The organism is Pseudomonas lurida (assembly GCF_013522705.1).
GTDB classification, from domain to species: domain Bacteria; phylum Pseudomonadota; class Gammaproteobacteria; order Pseudomonadales; family Pseudomonadaceae; genus Aquipseudomonas; species Aquipseudomonas quebecensis.
The window spans coordinates 19072-34113 of the sequence record NZ_JAAMRE010000032.1 but is presented as its reverse complement, the minus strand read 5'-3'; the positions used below and the strand labels follow the sequence as shown (position 1 = coordinate 34113).

The window sequence follows — 15042 nt, the reverse complement described above, 5'->3', positions numbered from 1 at the left end:
CGTCACTTCCTTAACGTGGCGTTTAACCTTTGTTCAAGCGAGGTGAGGATATTTTGTGTCGTGGCATTCACCTCATCGTCATTAAGAGTGCGCGATGGATGCTGCCAGGTCAAGCCGACCGCAAGGCTTTTTCTATGCGGATCAATACCTTTACCCTGATAGACGTCAAATAGCCTGAGGTCCGTCAGCCATTCCCCTGCATTTTCACGGATTACCTCCATAACGGCAGTGGCGGGCACTTCACGATCGGCGATCAACGCCAGGTCACGGCGCACTTCAGGGAAGCGCGACAACTCGCTGAATTTGGGCATCTTGCCTGCAGCCACTTCAGCCAATACCAATTCGAAAACAAAGACCGGACGGTCGAGACCGAGGGTTTTCGACAATTCAGGATGCAGAGCACCGATGAAGCCCACCAGGCGCCCTTCGCGTTCGATGCGAGCGGTCTGGCCAGGGTGCAACGCTGGGTGGCTGCCCGGCACAAACGTGAAAGCGTCCAGTGCACCGGCGAAGCCCAACACCGCTTCCACATCAGCCTTGACGTCGAAGAAATCTACCGCGTCGCGGCCTTGCGCCCAGCCTTCGGGCAAGCGACTACCGCATACAACACCCGCCAACATCGGCTCTTGCTTGAGGCCGTCCAGTTGGCCGACGAAGCGCAGGCCGCTTTCGAACATGCGCACGCGGTCTTGCTGACGGTTCAGGTTATGGGAAAGCGCTTTCACCAGGCCTGGCCACAGCGAAGAGCGCATGGCCGCCATGTCGTTGGAAATAGGGTTGGCCAGCAGCAGCGGCTCGACGCCAGGGTTGAACAGTTCGAACTGCTTGGGATCGATGAAGCTGTAGGTCACTGCCTCCTGATAACCACGAGCCACCAACAAGCGACGCAGGTCAGGCAGATGCGCACGCGCTTCGGCCTTGGGTTGCGGTGCCAGGCGCGCTTGCGGATAACGAACCGGCAGGCGGTTGTAGCCGTACAAGCGCGCCAGCTCTTCAATCAAGTCGACTTCCAGGCTGATATCGAAGCGATGGCTTGGCACTTCAACGTGCCACTGTCCTTCCCCACTCGAAGAAATACCCAGGCCGAGAGCAGACAACAGCTGTTCGATTTCAGCCGGTGCGATCACCAGGCCAAGCATCTGCTCGACACTTTTGGCGCGCAGGGTGATCGGCGCAACGGACGGCAGGTACTGCTCGTTGACGGTTTCGGTGATCGGACCAGCTTCGCCACCGGTGATTTCCAGCAACAGGCCAGTGGCGCGCTCCATGGCCTCGCGGGCCAGCTTCCAGTCCACGCCACGTTCGTAGCGGTGTGATGCATCGGTATGCAGGCCATAGGAACGGGCCTTGCCGGCGATGGCAATCTGGTCGAAGAATGCGCTTTCAAGGAACACGTCACGGGTGGTCGCGGACACACCGCTGTGCTCGCCACCCATCACGCCGGCAATCGCCAGGGCGCGGGAATGGTCGGCGATCACCAGGGTATCGGCGCGCAAGGCCACTTCCTGGCCGTCGAGCAGTACCAGCTTTTCGCCTTCTTCGGCCATGCGTACGCGAATGCCACCGTTGATTTCGGCGAGATCGAACGCATGCAGCGGTTGGCCCAGCTCCAACATCACATAGTTGGTGATGTCGACGGCAGCATCGATGCTGCGCACGTCCGCGCGACGCAGGCGCTCAACCATCCACAGCGGGGTAGGCCTGGACAGGTCGACGTTACGGATCACACGGCCCAGGTAACGCGGGCAGGCGTTTGGAGCCAGCACTTCGATCGGCCGCACTTCATCATGCACCGCAGCCACTGCGGCGACCACTGGGCGAGTGACTGGAGCGTTGTACAACGCGCCTACTTCACGCGCCAGCCCCGCCAGGGACAGGCAGTCACCACGGTTGGGAGTCAGGTCGACCTCGATGCTGGCGTCTTCCAACTCCAGATAGACACGGATGTCCTGGCCCACCGGCGCATCGGCCGGCAGCTCCATCAGGCCGTCATTGCCCTCGCCTACCTGCAGCTCAGCCTGGGAGCACAGCATGCCGTTGGACTCAACACCACGCAGTTTGGCCTTCTTGATCTTGAAGTCGCCCGGCAGCTGGGCGCCGATCATGGCAAACGGAATCTTCAGGCCCGGGCGCACGTTGGGCGCTCCGCACACGACCTGGAACGTTTCGGCGCCGTTGCTGACCTGGCATACACGTAACTTATCAGCATCGGGGTGTTGCTCGGTGCTCAGCACCTCACCCACTACCACGCCACTGAAAACACCGGCGGCCGGCGTAACGCTATCGACCTCAAGACCGGCCATCGACAGACGAGCGACCAGCTCGTCGCGACTTACCTGCGGGCTTACCCAGCCACGCAGCCATTGTTCACTGAATTTCATCCTGCTCTCCTAAAGATTCGTTACGACTAGCGAAATTGCGCGAGGAACCGCAAGTCGTTGTCGAAGAACAGACGCAAGTCGTTCACGCCGTAACGCAGCATAGCCAGGCGCTCTACGCCCATGCCGAAGGCAAAGCCCGAGAACGCCTCCGGGTCGATCCCGGACATGCGCAACACATTCGGGTGAACCATGCCGCAGCCCATGACTTCCAGCCAACCGGTCTGCTTGCATACGCGACAGCCTTTGCCGCTGCACATCACGCATTCCATGTCGACTTCAGCGGAAGGCTCGGTGAACGGGAAGAACGATGGGCGGAAACGCACCGCCAGTTCTTTCTCGAAGAACACCCGCAGGAATTCTTCGATGGTGCCTTTAAGGTCGGCGAAGTTGATATCGCGATCTACCAGCAGGCCTTCGACCTGATGGAACATCGGCGAGTGGGTGATATCGGAGTCGCTGCGGTACACACGGCCTGGGCAGACGATGCGGATCGGCGGCTTGTTCGCTTCCATGGAGCGGACCTGTACCGGCGAGGTATGGGTGCGCAGCAGCATGTTGGCATTGAAATAGAAGGTGTCATGCATCGACCGGGCCGGGTGATGGCCTGGGATGTTGAGCGCTTCGAAGTTGTGATAGTCGTCTTCGACCTCGGGGCCTTCGGCAATGCCGTAGCCGATATGGGTGAAGAACTGTTCGATACGTTCCAGAGTCCGGGTAATCGGATGCAGACCGCCCGAGGCCTGACCACGACCAGGCAAGGTAACGTCAATGGACTCGGCGGCGAGCTTGGCCGCAAGATCGGCCTCCTCGAGCGACGCCTTGCGCGCATTGAGAACCTCTGTGACACGCTCCTTGGCGACGTTAATCAGCGCACCGACTTGCGGACGTTCTTGCGCCGGCAAATTCCCCAGGGTCTTCATCACCTGAGTCAATTCACCCTTTTTGCCAAGGTAGTGAACCCGGATTTGCTCCAGGGCATTGATATCTTCAGCGCTTTGCACAGCCTCGAGAGCTTGAGCGACGAGCGCGTCCAGGTTTTCCATGTACAGACTCCAGATACAAAATAGGGGAAGAGCTTGAAGGCTCTTCCCCTATTTATGACGTTTAACACCTTGGGCTGCAGGAGCAACCCAAGGTGACTGTCGGGGGTACTTAAGCCAAGGTGGCTTTAGCTTTCTCGACAATCGCAGCAAACGCCGCTTTTTCGTTCACTGCCAGATCAGCCAGAACCTTACGGTCGATCTCGATGGACGCTTTTTTCAGACCGGCGATGAAACGGCTGTAGGACAGACCGTTAACACGAGCACCAGCGTTGATACGAGCGATCCACAGAGCGCGGAACTGACGTTTTTTCTGACGACGGTCACGGTAGGCGTATTGGCCTGCCTTGATTACCGCTTGCTTGGCAACACGGAATACGCGTGAACGCGCGCCGTAGTAGCCTTTAGCAAGTTTCAGAATTTTTTTGTGACGTTTACGGGCAATGACGCCACGCTTTACACGAGCCATGAGTTACTTCCTCTATTCTTGATCCAAAAATTAACGAAGGCGCAGCATGCGCTCGACTTTTGCCACGTCAGACGGATGCAGCAAGCTGCTACCGCGCAGTTGACGCTTACGCTTGGTCGACATTTTGGTCAGGATGTGGCTCTTGAAAGCGTGCTTGTGCTTGATACCGTTAGCAGTTTTCAGAAACCGCTTAGCAGCACCACTTTTAGTCTTCATCTTTGGCATGTTCGGATACTCCGCATTCAGTTGATAAACATAATCAGAAGGCCTGCCGTGCCCTGTTGATTACTTCTTCTTTTTCGGGGCGATGACCATGATCAGCTGGCGTCCTTCCATCTTAGGATGCTGTTCGACCGAACCGTACTCGAGCAGGTCAGCTTCAACCCGCTTGAGGAGTTCCATCCCCAGCTCCTGGTGGGCCATCTCACGGCCGCGGAATCGCAAGGATACCTTGGCCCTGTCCCCATCACTCAGGAAACGTACCAGGTTGCGCAGTTTTACCTGGTAATCCCCTTCCTCCGTCCCTGGACGAAACTTGATTTCTTTTACTTGAATCTGCTTCTGGTTCTTCTTCGCTGCAGCAATCTGCTTCTTCTTTTCGAAGATCGATTTGCCGTAGTCCATCACCCGGCAAACAGGCGGGACTGCGTCGGCGGAAATTTCCACCAGGTCCAACTTGGACTCTTCAGCGATACGAAGCGCTTCATCAATCGAGACGATGCCAATCTGCTCGCCGTCAGCGCCAATTAACCGAACCTCGCGTGCCGAGATATTCTCGTTGATCGGGGCTTTCGGTGCAGCTCGTTTATCTTGTCTCATTTCACGCTTAATAATAATTACTCCGAATCTGGGCGACCACGCCGGGAAACCGCTTGCGCGAGGAACTCAGCGAACTGGGCGACGGGCATCGAGCCCAGGTCAGCACCTTCACGAGTACGCACAGCGACAGTCTGCATCTCGACTTCCCGATCTCCGATAACCAAAAGATAGGGAACCTTGAGCAAAGTATGCTCGCGGATTTTAAAGCCGATCTTTTCATTTCTCAAGTCGGACTTGGCACGAAATCCGCTTTCGTTGAGAGTTTTTTCAACTTCAGCGGCAAAATCTGCCTGTTTATCAGTGATATTCATGATCACTGCCTGGGTTGGAGCCAGCCACGCAGGGAATGCACCCTCGTAGTGCTCGATCAGGATTCCGACGAACCGCTCGAACGAACCGAGGATCGCCCGGTGCAGCATGACCGGGTGCTTACGGCTGTTGTCTTCGGAGACGTATTCGGCTCCCAGACGGATCGGCAGGTTAAAATCGAGCTGCAAGGTACCACATTGCCAGACACGGCCAAGGCAATCTTTCAGCGAAAATTCAATCTTGGGCCCGTAGAAGGCGCCCTCGCCCGGCTGCAGATCGTACGCGAGACCCGCGCTGTCGAGCGCTGCGGCCAGTGCAGCTTCGGCGCGATCCCACAATTCGTCGGAGCCGACGCGCTTTTCCGGACGAGTGGACAGCTTCATCTCGACTTCGGTAAAGCCGAAATCGCGATAGACATCCATGGTCAGCTTGATAAACGCAGCCGACTCAGCCTGCATCTGCTCTTCGGTGCAGAAAATGTGGGCGTCGTCCTGAGTGAAGCCACGCACGCGCATAATGCCGTGCAGCGCACCCGAGGGCTCGTTGCGGTGGCAGGCACCGAACTCGGCCAGGCGCATCGGCAACTCGCGGTAGCTCTTCAGGCCTTGGTTGAACACCTGCACGTGGCACGGGCAATTCATCGGCTTGATGGCGTAGTCGCGGTTTTCCGATTGCGTGGTGAACATGTTGTCGGCGTAGTTGGCCCAGTGCCCGGATTTCTCCCACAGGCTGCGATCAACGACCTGCGGAGTCTTGATCTCCAGGTAGCCGTTTTCGCGCTGAACCTTGCGCATGTATTGCTCAAGCACCTGGTACAGAGTCCAGCCATTCGGGTGCCAGAACACCATGCCCGGCGCTTCTTCCTGGAGGTGAAACAGGTTCAGGCGCTTGCCGATCTTGCGGTGATCGCGTTTTTCGGCTTCTTCGATACGCTGGATATAAGCGGCCAGCTGCTTCTTGTCAGCCCAGGCAGTACCGTAGATACGCTGCAGCTGCTCATTCTTGGCGTCGCCGCGCCAATAGGCGCCGGACAACTTGGTCAATTTGAACGACTTGAGGAAGCGCGTGTTCGGCACGTGCGGACCACGGCACATGTCCACGTATTCTTCGTGGTAGTACAGGCCCATGGCCTGCTCGTCCGGCATGTCTTCGACCAGACGCAGCTTGTAATCTTCGCCGCGGGCGGTGAACACATCGATCACTTCGGCGCGCGGCGTGACCTTCTTGATCACGTCGTAGTCTTTTTCGATCAGGGCGTGCATGCGCTGTTCGATGGCCGCGAGGTCATCCGGAGTAAAAGGACGCTCGTAGGCGATATCGTAATAAAAGCCTTCTTCAATGACTGGGCCGATCACCATTTTTGCAGTCGGGTACAGTTGTTTGACCGCATGGCCAATCAAGTGCGCACAGGAGTGGCGAATGATCTCCAGCCCCTCTTGGTCCTTGGGCGTGATGATTTGCAGGCTGGCATCGCTGGTGATCAGGTCGCTGGCATCGACCAGTTTGCCGTCGACCTTGCCGGCCACGGTGGCCTTGGCCAGGCCTGCGCCAATCGACGCGGCGACTTCGGCTACCGAAACCGGATGATCGAATGAACGCTGACTGCCGTCGGGAAGAGTAATAGTTGGCATGGCGCCTCCTCTCCTAGTGGTGACCCCTACCAAAGGTCACGTGGGTTGGGATGAGCCAGTACAAGATCCAATATCAGGCCGTTCATTTCTGAACGCCTGCCTTACAGCGGCAGGAGCCTTTCGGCCAACCGATCATCGAACCAGAGTGACTGGAGTGAACAAAAGTAACGTGGCAAGGCGGCCTTTGGCACACCGGGAAATAGCCAGGGCGTCGATGCTAGCACAGATGAACGGTCATCGCAGAGCCGCCGCCGCCGGTAATGCAGATTTCCAGGCTTTATAGCTGCAAAAGTGAACTTGAGCTGTACGCGGCGCCTCAAAGCCACTGAGAATCGCCGTTCGTCCTCGACCCATAGGAGCATCCCATGATGCGTTTTACCTCGACCCTCGCTCTCGCCGCCTCCCTGACTGTTCTTTCCTTCGGCGCTCAGGCCGCAGCCCCGTCTAACTGGCCAGCCGGTGCCCGTGAAAGCTTTGTCAGCGACTGCAGCGCCGCAGCCAGCCAGAACGTGGACGCCAAGACCGCCAAGGCCCATTGCGAATGTGGCGCGGACAAAATCAACGCGGAATTGAGTACTGCAGAAATCAAAGAACTCATGACTAACCAGAACGCCAGCCCGGAGCTTAAAAACAAAGCGGTGGCGGCTATTTCGTCCTGCAAAGTCGTGAAGAAAAAGTAATATCGCCGCCCGATCAGACGGCTATTTGCCTGAAAAAACGGCCTGAAATGCCTCGTTTCTCACAAAATACGCAGCTTTTACGGCTTTTTTTACACCCTTATGTTTTGCATCAAAGCCCCGTAGACCGGGGCTTTCAGCCAGTCAAAGGGCTAAACGCAACGCTATTGATTAGCAAACAATGCCTTGGGGGGGCTCCCAAGCCGAACATTTCGACTATGATAGCCCGGTGTGCCCAGTTGGCCTGAGCAGCACAGCACTACTGAAAATATATGTTTCTTGGAGATACACCATGTCTAATCGCCAAACCGGCACCGTTAAATGGTTCAACGATGAAAAAGGCTTCGGCTTCATCACTCCTCAAGGTGGCGGTGACGACCTGTTCGTACACTTCAAAGCTATCGAAAGCGACGGTTTCAAAAGCCTGAAAGAAGGCCAAACCGTTTCCTTCGTGGCTGAGAAAGGCCAAAAGGGTATGCAAGCTGCACAGGTTCGCGGCGAGTAATTCTCCGCTGAGCTAAAAAAACCCCGTCCATGTGACGGGGTTTTTTATGGGCGCTGCGAAGGTCGATAACGATCAGCCGCAATTAACCCGAGTGATCACCAGGTTGTCATCGGTATTCAGGTTCAGGCGGTCGGAGCGATATTCCAGGGTGATCATATCGTTGGGCTTGAGGATCCGCGCATTCTGCGCACCGGATCGCGCGCGTGCCTGCTCAAGCAGTTGCGCAGAGGCTTTCTGGCCAATCGCAAATTCGGCGGCCTTCGCCTCACAGCGGCTATGGCCGGCGTCGGCCACGGCATCTTTGGCCGGCTCAGAGGTACCCGAGGTGCTGCAACCCGCTAGTGCGAGTGCCGCCAACAAAGTACCGAATGATGCGAGCTTCCAAGGCATGAAGCCTCCTATGATAAAAAATGGACAGAGATCGTGCGACAGCGGTCTTACGATTTGGTTTCAAGACGTAAACCGTCAAGGGGCAAGTCTGCCTGACTCTTGCGGGGCATTCGCCAGGTCAATCGTGACCAGATATGAATGCAATCAGTAGATATCGATGTAGGCATCTGCCGGCGTAGGCCAGTTCTGCTTCAACGCGTTGAAAATCTGCGTGACCCACACTTCGTCGCTGGCTGCCACGTTTCCGACGTACCCGGAACCTTTGGCCCACGTCTCCAAGCGAAACAGCAACCCTGCGATGTCGACCCCACCCACGACCTTTCCGGATGAGATGTAGGCTATGCCGGCCTTGGTCACCCGCAGTTGGGCATGTTCGTCGTCACTGGCACTGGCGAGCAATTGGCGCACGGCATCCCGTGTGAGGCTCTCGGGGTTATTCAAATCGATCTGCACGCGGTGGTTCCCGATGGTTAAACACGGTGCGAGTGTCGCACAGTTCGAGCGAACGCCTGAGCGTCTCATGCCTAAGTATCAGTGCCAAACAGCCTGCAAGATGATTAACTGCGTGGCCAGAAACCGCGCTCCAGCGCCCTGCCCAGTATTTTCAGCCTCGCGAGATTTTCATGACCACCGTAACGCTCCAAGCCGACATCAAAGCCAAGTGGCCTCAGGGCCAAAGCGCCTATAGCCCTGGCAGCCCTGAGGAGCTGGCGATTATCGGAATTGATCTGTTGGTCAAGGAAATGGGCACTGAGGCCGCACAAGCGTTCATCGGCCAGGTATTCGAAAAATACCCGGCCGATCACAGGGGCGCAGAAAAACCCGAGCGAGACTGAGAGCCGGCCGGCGAGCGCCGACCGACACAGGTTTACTTAAGGCGCGCCAGACGTTCGGTCAACAGATCGAAAAAGCCCTGGGCATCGCCGTTCTCAACCCAGAACGCGTTTTTCGGTTGTTTCAGGCCGTCGTACCAATCGACGATAGTCTGGCCGAAGGTCGGGCCTTCACGACTGTCTACCACCACGTTGACCGCTCGACCGCTGAACAGCGAGGGCTTGAGCAGGTAAGCAACTACGGTGGCATCGTGAACAGGGCCACCGGGAATGCCGTAGTGCTCCATGTCGCCTTTGACGTACTCATTGAGAATGTCGCCGACCACCTTGCTCGCATTGTTCTTGAGGTCGGCGATTTTCTTCAAGCGCGCCTCACTGGTGAGCACTTTGTGGGTCACGTCCAGCGGCAGGTAGGTCAGCTTGACGCCGCTCTTGAGCACGATTTCCGCTGCGACGGGGTCCGCGAACAGGTTGAACTCAGCCACCGGCGTGATATTGCCACCGTTGAAGTGCGCACCGCCCATCACCACCACTTCCTTGATACCTTGGGTGATTTCCGGATCCTGGGTCAGGGCCAGCGCCAGGTTGGTCTGCGGGCCGAGCATGGCGATGGTAATGCTGTGTGGTTTGGCGGCACGCAAAGTCTTGATCAGGTAATCGACGGCATTACCTTCAGCAAGCCCCTTCTTGGGCTCGTGCACGGTCACACCGGAAATGCCTTCCTTGCCATGAATATTCTCGGCATAGATCGGCGTGCGCAGCAGCGGCGCCGGCGCACCGGCGTATACCGGGATATCCTCGCGCCCCGCCCACTCGCGGGCCAGCCTTGCGTTACGGGAAGTTTTGTCCAGGCGCACGTTACCAGCGACGGTGGTGAGCGCGCGGATGCTCAGTTCTTCCGGAGAGGCCATGGCGAACAACAATGCCACCACATCATCGGCGCCAGGATCGGTGTCGATGATCAGGTCGATTTTCTCCGCCGCCTGGGCGCTTGCTGCAGTGAGTGCGGACAAAAGCAGAACACTCCGGAACAGATTTCTCAGGATGGGTAGACCACGTTGCATAGAACACTCCTTGTTGGAAAAGACTAGAACGTCACGCCGGACACCAGCGCAATATTGCAGTAAGGCTGACACTCGCCAGTGCGCACCACGGCGCGCGCCTTGCGACTCAGCTGTTTGAACTCATCATGGCTGAGCAGGTGACGCTCGCCGAGCGCGGCCTGGTCAGCCAGGGTATTGAGCTGCGCCAGCGCCGGTGGCTGTTTGAGCAGAATCTCGTTGGCCAGCACATGACTCTCCACCTGCATTTCACTGAGCACAATGCGCAAAGTGCTGATGAAGTCAGGAATACCCTGGGTCAACGCCAGGTCGATCAGCTCGACACCCGGCGGCACCGGCAGACCGGCATCGCCGATGACCAGAATGTCGCCATGGCCCAGGGAGGCGATCACACGCGACAGCGCGATATTGAGCAGCGGAGTCTTTTTCATGAGGGCACAAAACCTTGTACGTCGTGCAGCGTTGGAATGGAAGGTTGTGCGCCAGCGCGGGTAACCGATAGCGCGGCTGCAACCTGGCCAAAGCGGATGGCCTCGGCTTCGCTTTGGCCAGCGGACAACGCGGCTGCAAAACCGCCCACGAAGGTGTCGCCGGCTGCGGTGGTATCCACCGCCTTGACCTTGGGCGCCACCAAGTGCTCAAACCCTTGGCCATCGGCAAACAACGCACCTTGCGCACCCAGGGTAACGATGACTTTGCCGGCACCGGCTTCGATCAGGCGAGTCGCGGCTTCTTTGGCGCTGTCGAGGGAATCGACCGTCACGCCACTCAGCGCACTGGCTTCGCTTTCGTTGGGAACCAGATAGTCGATCGAGGCGTACCACTCGACCGGCAACGGGCCACTGGCCGGGGCCGGATTGAGGATCACGGTCTTGCCCAGTTCACGGCCACGCTTGAGGGCGTACCCTACGGTGTCCATGGGCACTTCAAGCTGGCAGACGATCACGTCGGCCCCCTGCAGCACCGCGTCGAACGTTTGCAATGAGGCTGGCGTCAGAGCGCCATTGCTGCCGGCCACGATCACGATCGCGTTCTGGCTGCTGTCATCCACCACGATCAACGCCACGCCGCTGGAGCCAGTGACGGCAGCCACAGCCTGACAATCGATACCCTCGACCAGCAAAGCATCGCGCAATTGGCTACCGTAGGCATCGGAGCCCACGCAGCCGATCATCGCCACCTCGCCTCCCAAGCGCGCCACCGCCACGGCCTGGTTGGCGCCCTTACCGCCGGGCACGGTGGAAAATGTCTGGCCGATCAACGTTTCACCGGCGCGCGGCAAACGGCTGGCGCGGGTGACCAGGTCCATGTTCAAGCTGCCTATTACCACTACTTTTGCGGGCATACATCAATACTCATCAATTCGGTTCAGCGGTATTGGGCAAACACACCGGCGACGGGTGCCGTCGACTCGCGCAACACAATGCTCGGCGTCACGATACGTTGATCGATCGGCAGTTGAGGGGTTGCGATCCGTCGCAGTAAAAGCTCGGCGGCCGTCTCGCCCAATTGCACGATGGACTGCCCCACCGTGGTCAGCGCCGGGTAAACGTAACGGCCCATTTGAATGTCATCGAAACCGATCACCGACAGCTCCCCGGGCACGCGGATATTGCGTTCCGCCGCCGCGCGCAGCACGCCGAAACCGATCATGTCATTGCTGGCGAAAATTGCGCTGGGCGGCTTATCCGCCAGCAGTTGCACCGCGGCAGCATAACCGCCGGTGCTGGTGAAGTCGCTGTCGCGGACGCGCGCGGCCGGCACCTTCACGCCCGCTTCGTGCAGCGCCCGCTGATACCCTGCCAGGCGCATCTGCGCCACTCGGGTATGCGCCGGGCCACCGATACAGGCAATGTCGCGGTGCCCCAGCTCAAGCAAATGGCGAGTGGCCAGGTAAGCGCCCTCCTCATGGTCGATACGCACCAGATCGACGTCGATGCCATCCAACGCCCTGTCGACAATCACCATGGGCGTGCGCACCGCGCTCAAGCCTGCGGCAAGCCCACTGTCATCACCGCCTACGGACGTCACGATCAAGCCGTCGATTCTTTTTTCCAGCAACACCCGCAAATAGTTGCGTTGCTTTTCAGCGTTGTCGTCGGAGTTGCAGAGAATCACGCAGTAACCGTTACGCTCGCAATAATCCTCGATGCCACGGGCCAGTTCCGCGAAGTACGGGTTGAGGCTGTTAGGCACCAACAGGCCGATGGTAGCGGTGGTCTTGGCCTTGAGCGAACGCGCGACGGCACTGGGCACATAGTCGAGCTGCTTGATCGCCGCTTCGACCTTGAGACGCACCGGCTCGCTGACCGGGCGCGTCTTGTTCACCACATGGGACACCGTGGTGTAGGAAATACCCGCAAGTGCTGCCACATCCTTGATCGTTGCCATGGCTTAGCCTCGCCGACTGGCGCGCTGGCTGCGGTAGGTATCGAGGACCACGGCGATCACGATCACGGCACCGGTGATGATGCGTTTAGTCGGCTCGGTGGCGCCGATCTGCGCCAGGCCGGCAGCCAGGACCGAGATGATCAAGACGCCAAAGAACGTGCTGATCACCGAACCGCGCCCGCCCATCAGGCTGGTGCCACCGATCACCACCGCCGCGATTACTTGCAGCTCCAGGCCGGAACCGGCGTTCGGGTCCGCCGCTTCCAGGCGCGAAATCTGGAACAGCGCGGCCACGCCAGCCAGCAGGCCCATAAGGCTGAATACCAATATTTTGTAGGGCTTGGGATTGATCCCCGCCAGACGCACCGCTTCTTCGTTGGTGCCGATACCGATCAGGTAGCGACCGAATACCGTGCGCGTTAAAACCAGTTGCGCCGCAATGATCACCAGCAAGGCGATGATGAACGACGGTGAAATACCAAAGGCAATCGGGTTGGACAGCCAGGCGAACGAGTCACCGATGTAGGCGGTGCGTGAACCGGTCATCTGGTACGCGACGCCGCGGGCCATTTCCAACACACCGAGGGACACGATAAACGACGGAATGCGCCAGGCCACGGTGATCGAACCGGTGAGCGTGCCGGCCAATGCGGCGCAACCCATGCCCAGCACGGCGGCCGGCAAAACGCTCCAGCCCCAGCTGAGGATCGCCACACTGACCGCCGACGCCGCCAATGCGAGCACCGAGCCAACCGACAGGTCGATACCGCCGATGATCAGGATAAAGGTCATGCCCACCGCCAGCACCATCAGGTCCGGAATCTGGTTGGCTAACGTACTGAACGTGTCGTAGGACAGGAAGTGATCGCTCAGCACCGAGAACAGCGCAATCATCGCGAGCAAGGCTCCTGCCAGGCCCAGGTAAGTCCCCAGGCCATAGAAGTTACCGCCGGTTTTACCGGGAGAAATAGTTGTTTTCATGGGGTATCCCTAAGCACTGCATCGTTGAGCAGCGCATCACGTTTCTGATAGCCGGCAAAGGCGGCGGCGAGCAATTCGTCCTGGGTCCAACTGTCGCGCTCAAACGTGTCGATCAGGCGCCCGGCGGACAGCACGCCGATGCGATCGCAGATCAGCATGAGTTCACGCAGGTCGCTGGACACCACCACGAGCGCCTTACCCTGGCGGGTCAACTCGCCGAGCAAAGCGTAGATGTCGAACTTGGCGCCAACGTCGATACCGCGCGTGGGCTCGTCGAACAGCATCACCGAGCAGTCGCGCTCCAGCCAGCGGCCGATCACCACCTTCTGCTGGTTGCCGCCGGACAATTGCGACACCAGTTGCGCCGGGCTGGAACTGCGGATGCGCATGGCATCGATCTGACGCTTGGCCAGGGCGGTTTCATCGCGGCCATTGACCACGCCACCTTTGGAAATCTCCGGCATATTGCCCAGGGCAATGTTCGCGCTGATGGACTGGGTCAGCAGCAGACCTTCGCCCTTGCGGTCCTCGGTGATCAACGCAATGCCATGGCCTACCGCATCAACCGGTGAACGAATGCTCACCACCTGGGCCGACGTGCCCAGGGCTACAGTGCCGCTGTCGGCCTGGTCGGCGCCGAAGATCAAGCGCAGCAATTCAGTACGCCCGGCGCCGATCAGGCCGGAAATGCCATAGATCTCACCGGCACGTACCTCAAAAGACACATCGCGGACTTTGTCCGAGCGGGTCAGACCTTTGACCGTCAGCGCCGGACCGCCGATGGTACGGGGCCCCAGGTCGATGTGCTCGCCCAACTCGCGACCGACCATCAACGTGACCAGTTGCTCGCTGTTGTAGTTGGCCATCGGCTCGACGCACACCAGTTTGCCGTCACGCAATACCGCGATCCGCTGGGCGACCCGGGCCAATTCTTCCAACCGGTGCGAAATGTAGATGATCGCCACGCCACGGGCCTGCAGACGCGTGATCTGTTCAAACAGCATCTCGACTTCGCGGGCGGTGAGCATGGCCGTGGGCTCATCGAGGATCAGCACATGGCAGTCACCGATCAGGTTGCGCGCGATCTCGACCATTTGCTGGTGGCCGATGCCGAGGCTGCCGACCAGGGTGTCCGGATCAATGGCATCCAGGCCGACCTGGGCCATGGCCTCGATCGCCGCCTTGCGCAATTGCTTGCGGCTGATCCAGCCACCGCGGCTGGGCAGCTTATGCAAAAACAGGTTTTCGGCTACGGTCAGGGTCGGCAGCAGGTTGAGCTCCTGCATGACCATGCGCACACCCAGCGCCTCGGCTTGGGTGCGGCTGGCCGGGCTGTAATCCTGGCCGTTGAACTGCATGTGCCCGGTGGTCGGTGTGACCAGCCCGCCGATAATCTTCGACAAGGTACTTTTGCCTGCACCGTTTTCACCGGTCAGTGCCAACACTTCACCACGATTGAGCGTCAGGGTGATGTCGTCCAGCACAGGCTGGGCATAGGTCTTACCGATACCGCTGACCGAGAGGACAGCGTTCGGGGCGGAAGATGACATAGGAA

General features: G+C 58.7%; 17 protein-coding genes. 3 read left to right on the top strand and 14 right to left on the bottom strand.

Going from position 1 to position 15042, the window contains the following annotated elements:
* Positions 1-2 precede the first annotated feature (2 nt).
* The 6 genes from pheT to thrS all read right to left on the bottom strand — a co-directional run bounded on the left by pheT (position 3) and on the right by thrS (position 6649).
* Positions 3-2381, bottom strand: a complete 2379-nt coding sequence (gene pheT, locus G7025_RS22375) for a phenylalanine--tRNA ligase subunit beta (protein ID WP_181081252.1) — start codon at positions 2379-2381, stop codon at positions 3-5.
* Positions 2382-2407: 26 nt separating this feature from the next.
* Positions 2408-3424: a phenylalanine--tRNA ligase subunit alpha gene (gene pheS / locus G7025_RS22370; protein WP_181081251.1), complete on the bottom strand. Its 1017-nt coding sequence runs from the start codon at positions 3422-3424 to the stop codon at positions 2408-2410.
* 109 nt (positions 3425-3533) lie between these two features.
* The gene (gene rplT / locus G7025_RS22365; RefSeq protein ID WP_002553161.1) at positions 3534-3890 is read right to left on the bottom strand and encodes a 50S ribosomal protein L20; all 357 of its coding nucleotides are present in this window, start codon (positions 3888-3890) and stop codon (positions 3534-3536) included.
* 30 nt (positions 3891-3920) lie between these two features.
* Positions 3921-4115 (bottom strand): 50S ribosomal protein L35, encoded by a 195-nt coding sequence (rpmI, locus tag G7025_RS22360; protein WP_002553160.1) that lies wholly within the window; start codon positions 4113-4115, stop codon positions 3921-3923.
* Positions 4116-4175: 60 nt separating this feature from the next.
* Positions 4176-4727: a translation initiation factor IF-3 gene (gene infC / locus G7025_RS22355; RefSeq protein ID WP_169850653.1), complete on the bottom strand. Its 552-nt coding sequence runs from the start codon at positions 4725-4727 to the stop codon at positions 4176-4178.
* The gene (gene thrS, locus G7025_RS22350; protein ID WP_003192490.1) at positions 4727-6649 is read right to left on the bottom strand and encodes a threonine--tRNA ligase; all 1923 of its coding nucleotides are present in this window, start codon (positions 6647-6649) and stop codon (positions 4727-4729) included. The genes infC and thrS overlap by 1 nt, the downstream gene beginning before the upstream one ends.
* A 365-nt stretch (positions 6650-7014) precedes the next feature.
* Here thrS and G7025_RS22345 point away from each other — a divergent pair, with 365 nt between their 5' ends.
* The gene (locus G7025_RS22345) at positions 7015-7329 is read left to right on the top strand and encodes a hypothetical protein (protein ID WP_181081250.1); all 315 of its coding nucleotides are present in this window, start codon (positions 7015-7017) and stop codon (positions 7327-7329) included.
* Between the two features lie 289 nt (positions 7330-7618).
* Positions 7619-7831 carry a cold-shock protein gene (locus G7025_RS22340; RefSeq protein ID WP_003234260.1) on the top strand — a complete coding sequence of 71 codons (213 nt, stop codon included), beginning with the start codon at positions 7619-7621 and terminating at the stop codon, positions 7829-7831.
* A 72-nt stretch (positions 7832-7903) separates the two neighbouring features.
* Here the strand turns inward: G7025_RS22340 and G7025_RS22335 are convergent, their stop codons facing one another.
* On the bottom strand, positions 7904-8221 hold the full coding sequence (locus G7025_RS22335) for an I78 family peptidase inhibitor (RefSeq protein ID WP_181081249.1): 318 nt from the start codon (positions 8219-8221) through the stop codon (positions 7904-7906).
* Between the two features lie 144 nt (positions 8222-8365).
* A complete protein-coding gene (locus tag G7025_RS22330) occupies positions 8366-8674 on the bottom strand; it encodes a hypothetical protein (RefSeq protein WP_181081248.1) in 309 nt (102 codons plus the stop codon).
* 170 nt (positions 8675-8844) lie between these two features.
* Between G7025_RS22330 and G7025_RS22325 the strand changes: the two genes are divergently transcribed.
* On the top strand, positions 8845-9057 hold the full coding sequence (locus G7025_RS22325) for a hypothetical protein (protein ID WP_181081247.1): 213 nt from the start codon (positions 8845-8847) through the stop codon (positions 9055-9057).
* Positions 9058-9089: 32 nt separating this feature from the next.
* Here the strand turns inward: G7025_RS22325 and G7025_RS22320 are convergent, their stop codons facing one another.
* The 6 genes from G7025_RS22320 to G7025_RS22295 are packed head-to-tail and all read right to left on the bottom strand — an operon-like array spanning position 9090 to position 15037.
* Complete coding sequence (locus G7025_RS22320) at positions 9090-10118, bottom strand: nucleoside hydrolase (RefSeq protein WP_181081246.1); 1029 nt, start codon at positions 10116-10118, stop codon at positions 9090-9092.
* Between the two features lie 23 nt (positions 10119-10141).
* Positions 10142-10546 (bottom strand): D-ribose pyranase, encoded by a 405-nt coding sequence (rbsD, locus tag G7025_RS22315; RefSeq protein ID WP_181081245.1) that lies wholly within the window; start codon positions 10544-10546, stop codon positions 10142-10144.
* A complete protein-coding gene (rbsK, locus tag G7025_RS22310) occupies positions 10543-11460 on the bottom strand; it encodes a ribokinase (protein ID WP_181081244.1) in 918 nt (305 codons plus the stop codon). The genes rbsD and rbsK overlap by 4 nt, the downstream gene beginning before the upstream one ends.
* A gap of 23 nt (positions 11461-11483) precedes the next feature.
* Entirely contained in the window at positions 11484-12506 is a 1023-nt protein-coding gene (locus G7025_RS22305; protein WP_181081243.1) for a LacI family DNA-binding transcriptional regulator, read from the bottom strand.
* Positions 12507-12509: 3 nt separating this feature from the next.
* Positions 12510-13487 carry an ABC transporter permease gene (locus G7025_RS22300; RefSeq protein ID WP_181081242.1) on the bottom strand — a complete coding sequence of 326 codons (978 nt, stop codon included), beginning with the start codon at positions 13485-13487 and terminating at the stop codon, positions 12510-12512.
* The gene (locus tag G7025_RS22295; protein WP_181081241.1) at positions 13484-15037 is read right to left on the bottom strand and encodes a sugar ABC transporter ATP-binding protein; all 1554 of its coding nucleotides are present in this window, start codon (positions 15035-15037) and stop codon (positions 13484-13486) included. The genes G7025_RS22300 and G7025_RS22295 overlap by 4 nt, the downstream gene beginning before the upstream one ends.
* Positions 15038-15042: the final 5 nt, after the last annotated feature.

What these genes read in the sequence shown, in the direction of transcription:
- G7025_RS22345 (WP_181081250.1), top strand. Translation starts at nt 7,015, where the DNA reads ATGATGCGTTTTACCTCGACCCTCGCTCTCGCCGCCTCCCTGACTGTT.
- G7025_RS22340 (WP_003234260.1), top strand. Translation starts at nt 7,619, where the DNA reads ATGTCTAATCGCCAAACCGGCACCGTTAAATGGTTCAACGATGAAAAA.
- rbsD (WP_181081245.1), bottom strand. Translation starts at nt 10,546, where the DNA reads ATGAAAAAGACTCCGCTGCTCAATATCGCGCTGTCGCGTGTGATCGCC.
- rpmI (WP_002553160.1), bottom strand. Translation starts at nt 4,115, where the DNA reads ATGCCAAAGATGAAGACTAAAAGTGGTGCTGCTAAGCGGTTTCTGAAA.
- rplT (WP_002553161.1), bottom strand. Translation starts at nt 3,890, where the DNA reads ATGGCTCGTGTAAAGCGTGGCGTCATTGCCCGTAAACGTCACAAAAAA.
- G7025_RS22335 (WP_181081249.1), bottom strand. Translation starts at nt 8,221, where the DNA reads ATGCCTTGGAAGCTCGCATCATTCGGTACTTTGTTGGCGGCACTCGCA.
- G7025_RS22300 (WP_181081242.1), bottom strand. Translation starts at nt 13,487, where the DNA reads ATGAAAACAACTATTTCTCCCGGTAAAACCGGCGGTAACTTCTATGGC.
- G7025_RS22305 (WP_181081243.1), bottom strand. Translation starts at nt 12,506, where the DNA reads ATGGCAACGATCAAGGATGTGGCAGCACTTGCGGGTATTTCCTACACC.
- pheS (WP_181081251.1), bottom strand. Translation starts at nt 3,424, where the DNA reads ATGGAAAACCTGGACGCGCTCGTCGCTCAAGCTCTCGAGGCTGTGCAA.
- rbsK (WP_181081244.1), bottom strand. Translation starts at nt 11,460, where the DNA reads ATGCCCGCAAAAGTAGTGGTAATAGGCAGCTTGAACATGGACCTGGTC.
- G7025_RS22295 (WP_181081241.1), bottom strand. Translation starts at nt 15,037, where the DNA reads ATGTCATCTTCCGCCCCGAACGCTGTCCTCTCGGTCAGCGGTATCGGT.
- G7025_RS22320 (WP_181081246.1), bottom strand. Translation starts at nt 10,118, where the DNA reads ATGCAACGTGGTCTACCCATCCTGAGAAATCTGTTCCGGAGTGTTCTG.
- G7025_RS22325 (WP_181081247.1), top strand. Translation starts at nt 8,845, where the DNA reads ATGACCACCGTAACGCTCCAAGCCGACATCAAAGCCAAGTGGCCTCAG.
- thrS (WP_003192490.1), bottom strand. Translation starts at nt 6,649, where the DNA reads ATGCCAACTATTACTCTTCCCGACGGCAGTCAGCGTTCATTCGATCAT.
- pheT (WP_181081252.1), bottom strand. Translation starts at nt 2,381, where the DNA reads ATGAAATTCAGTGAACAATGGCTGCGTGGCTGGGTAAGCCCGCAGGTA.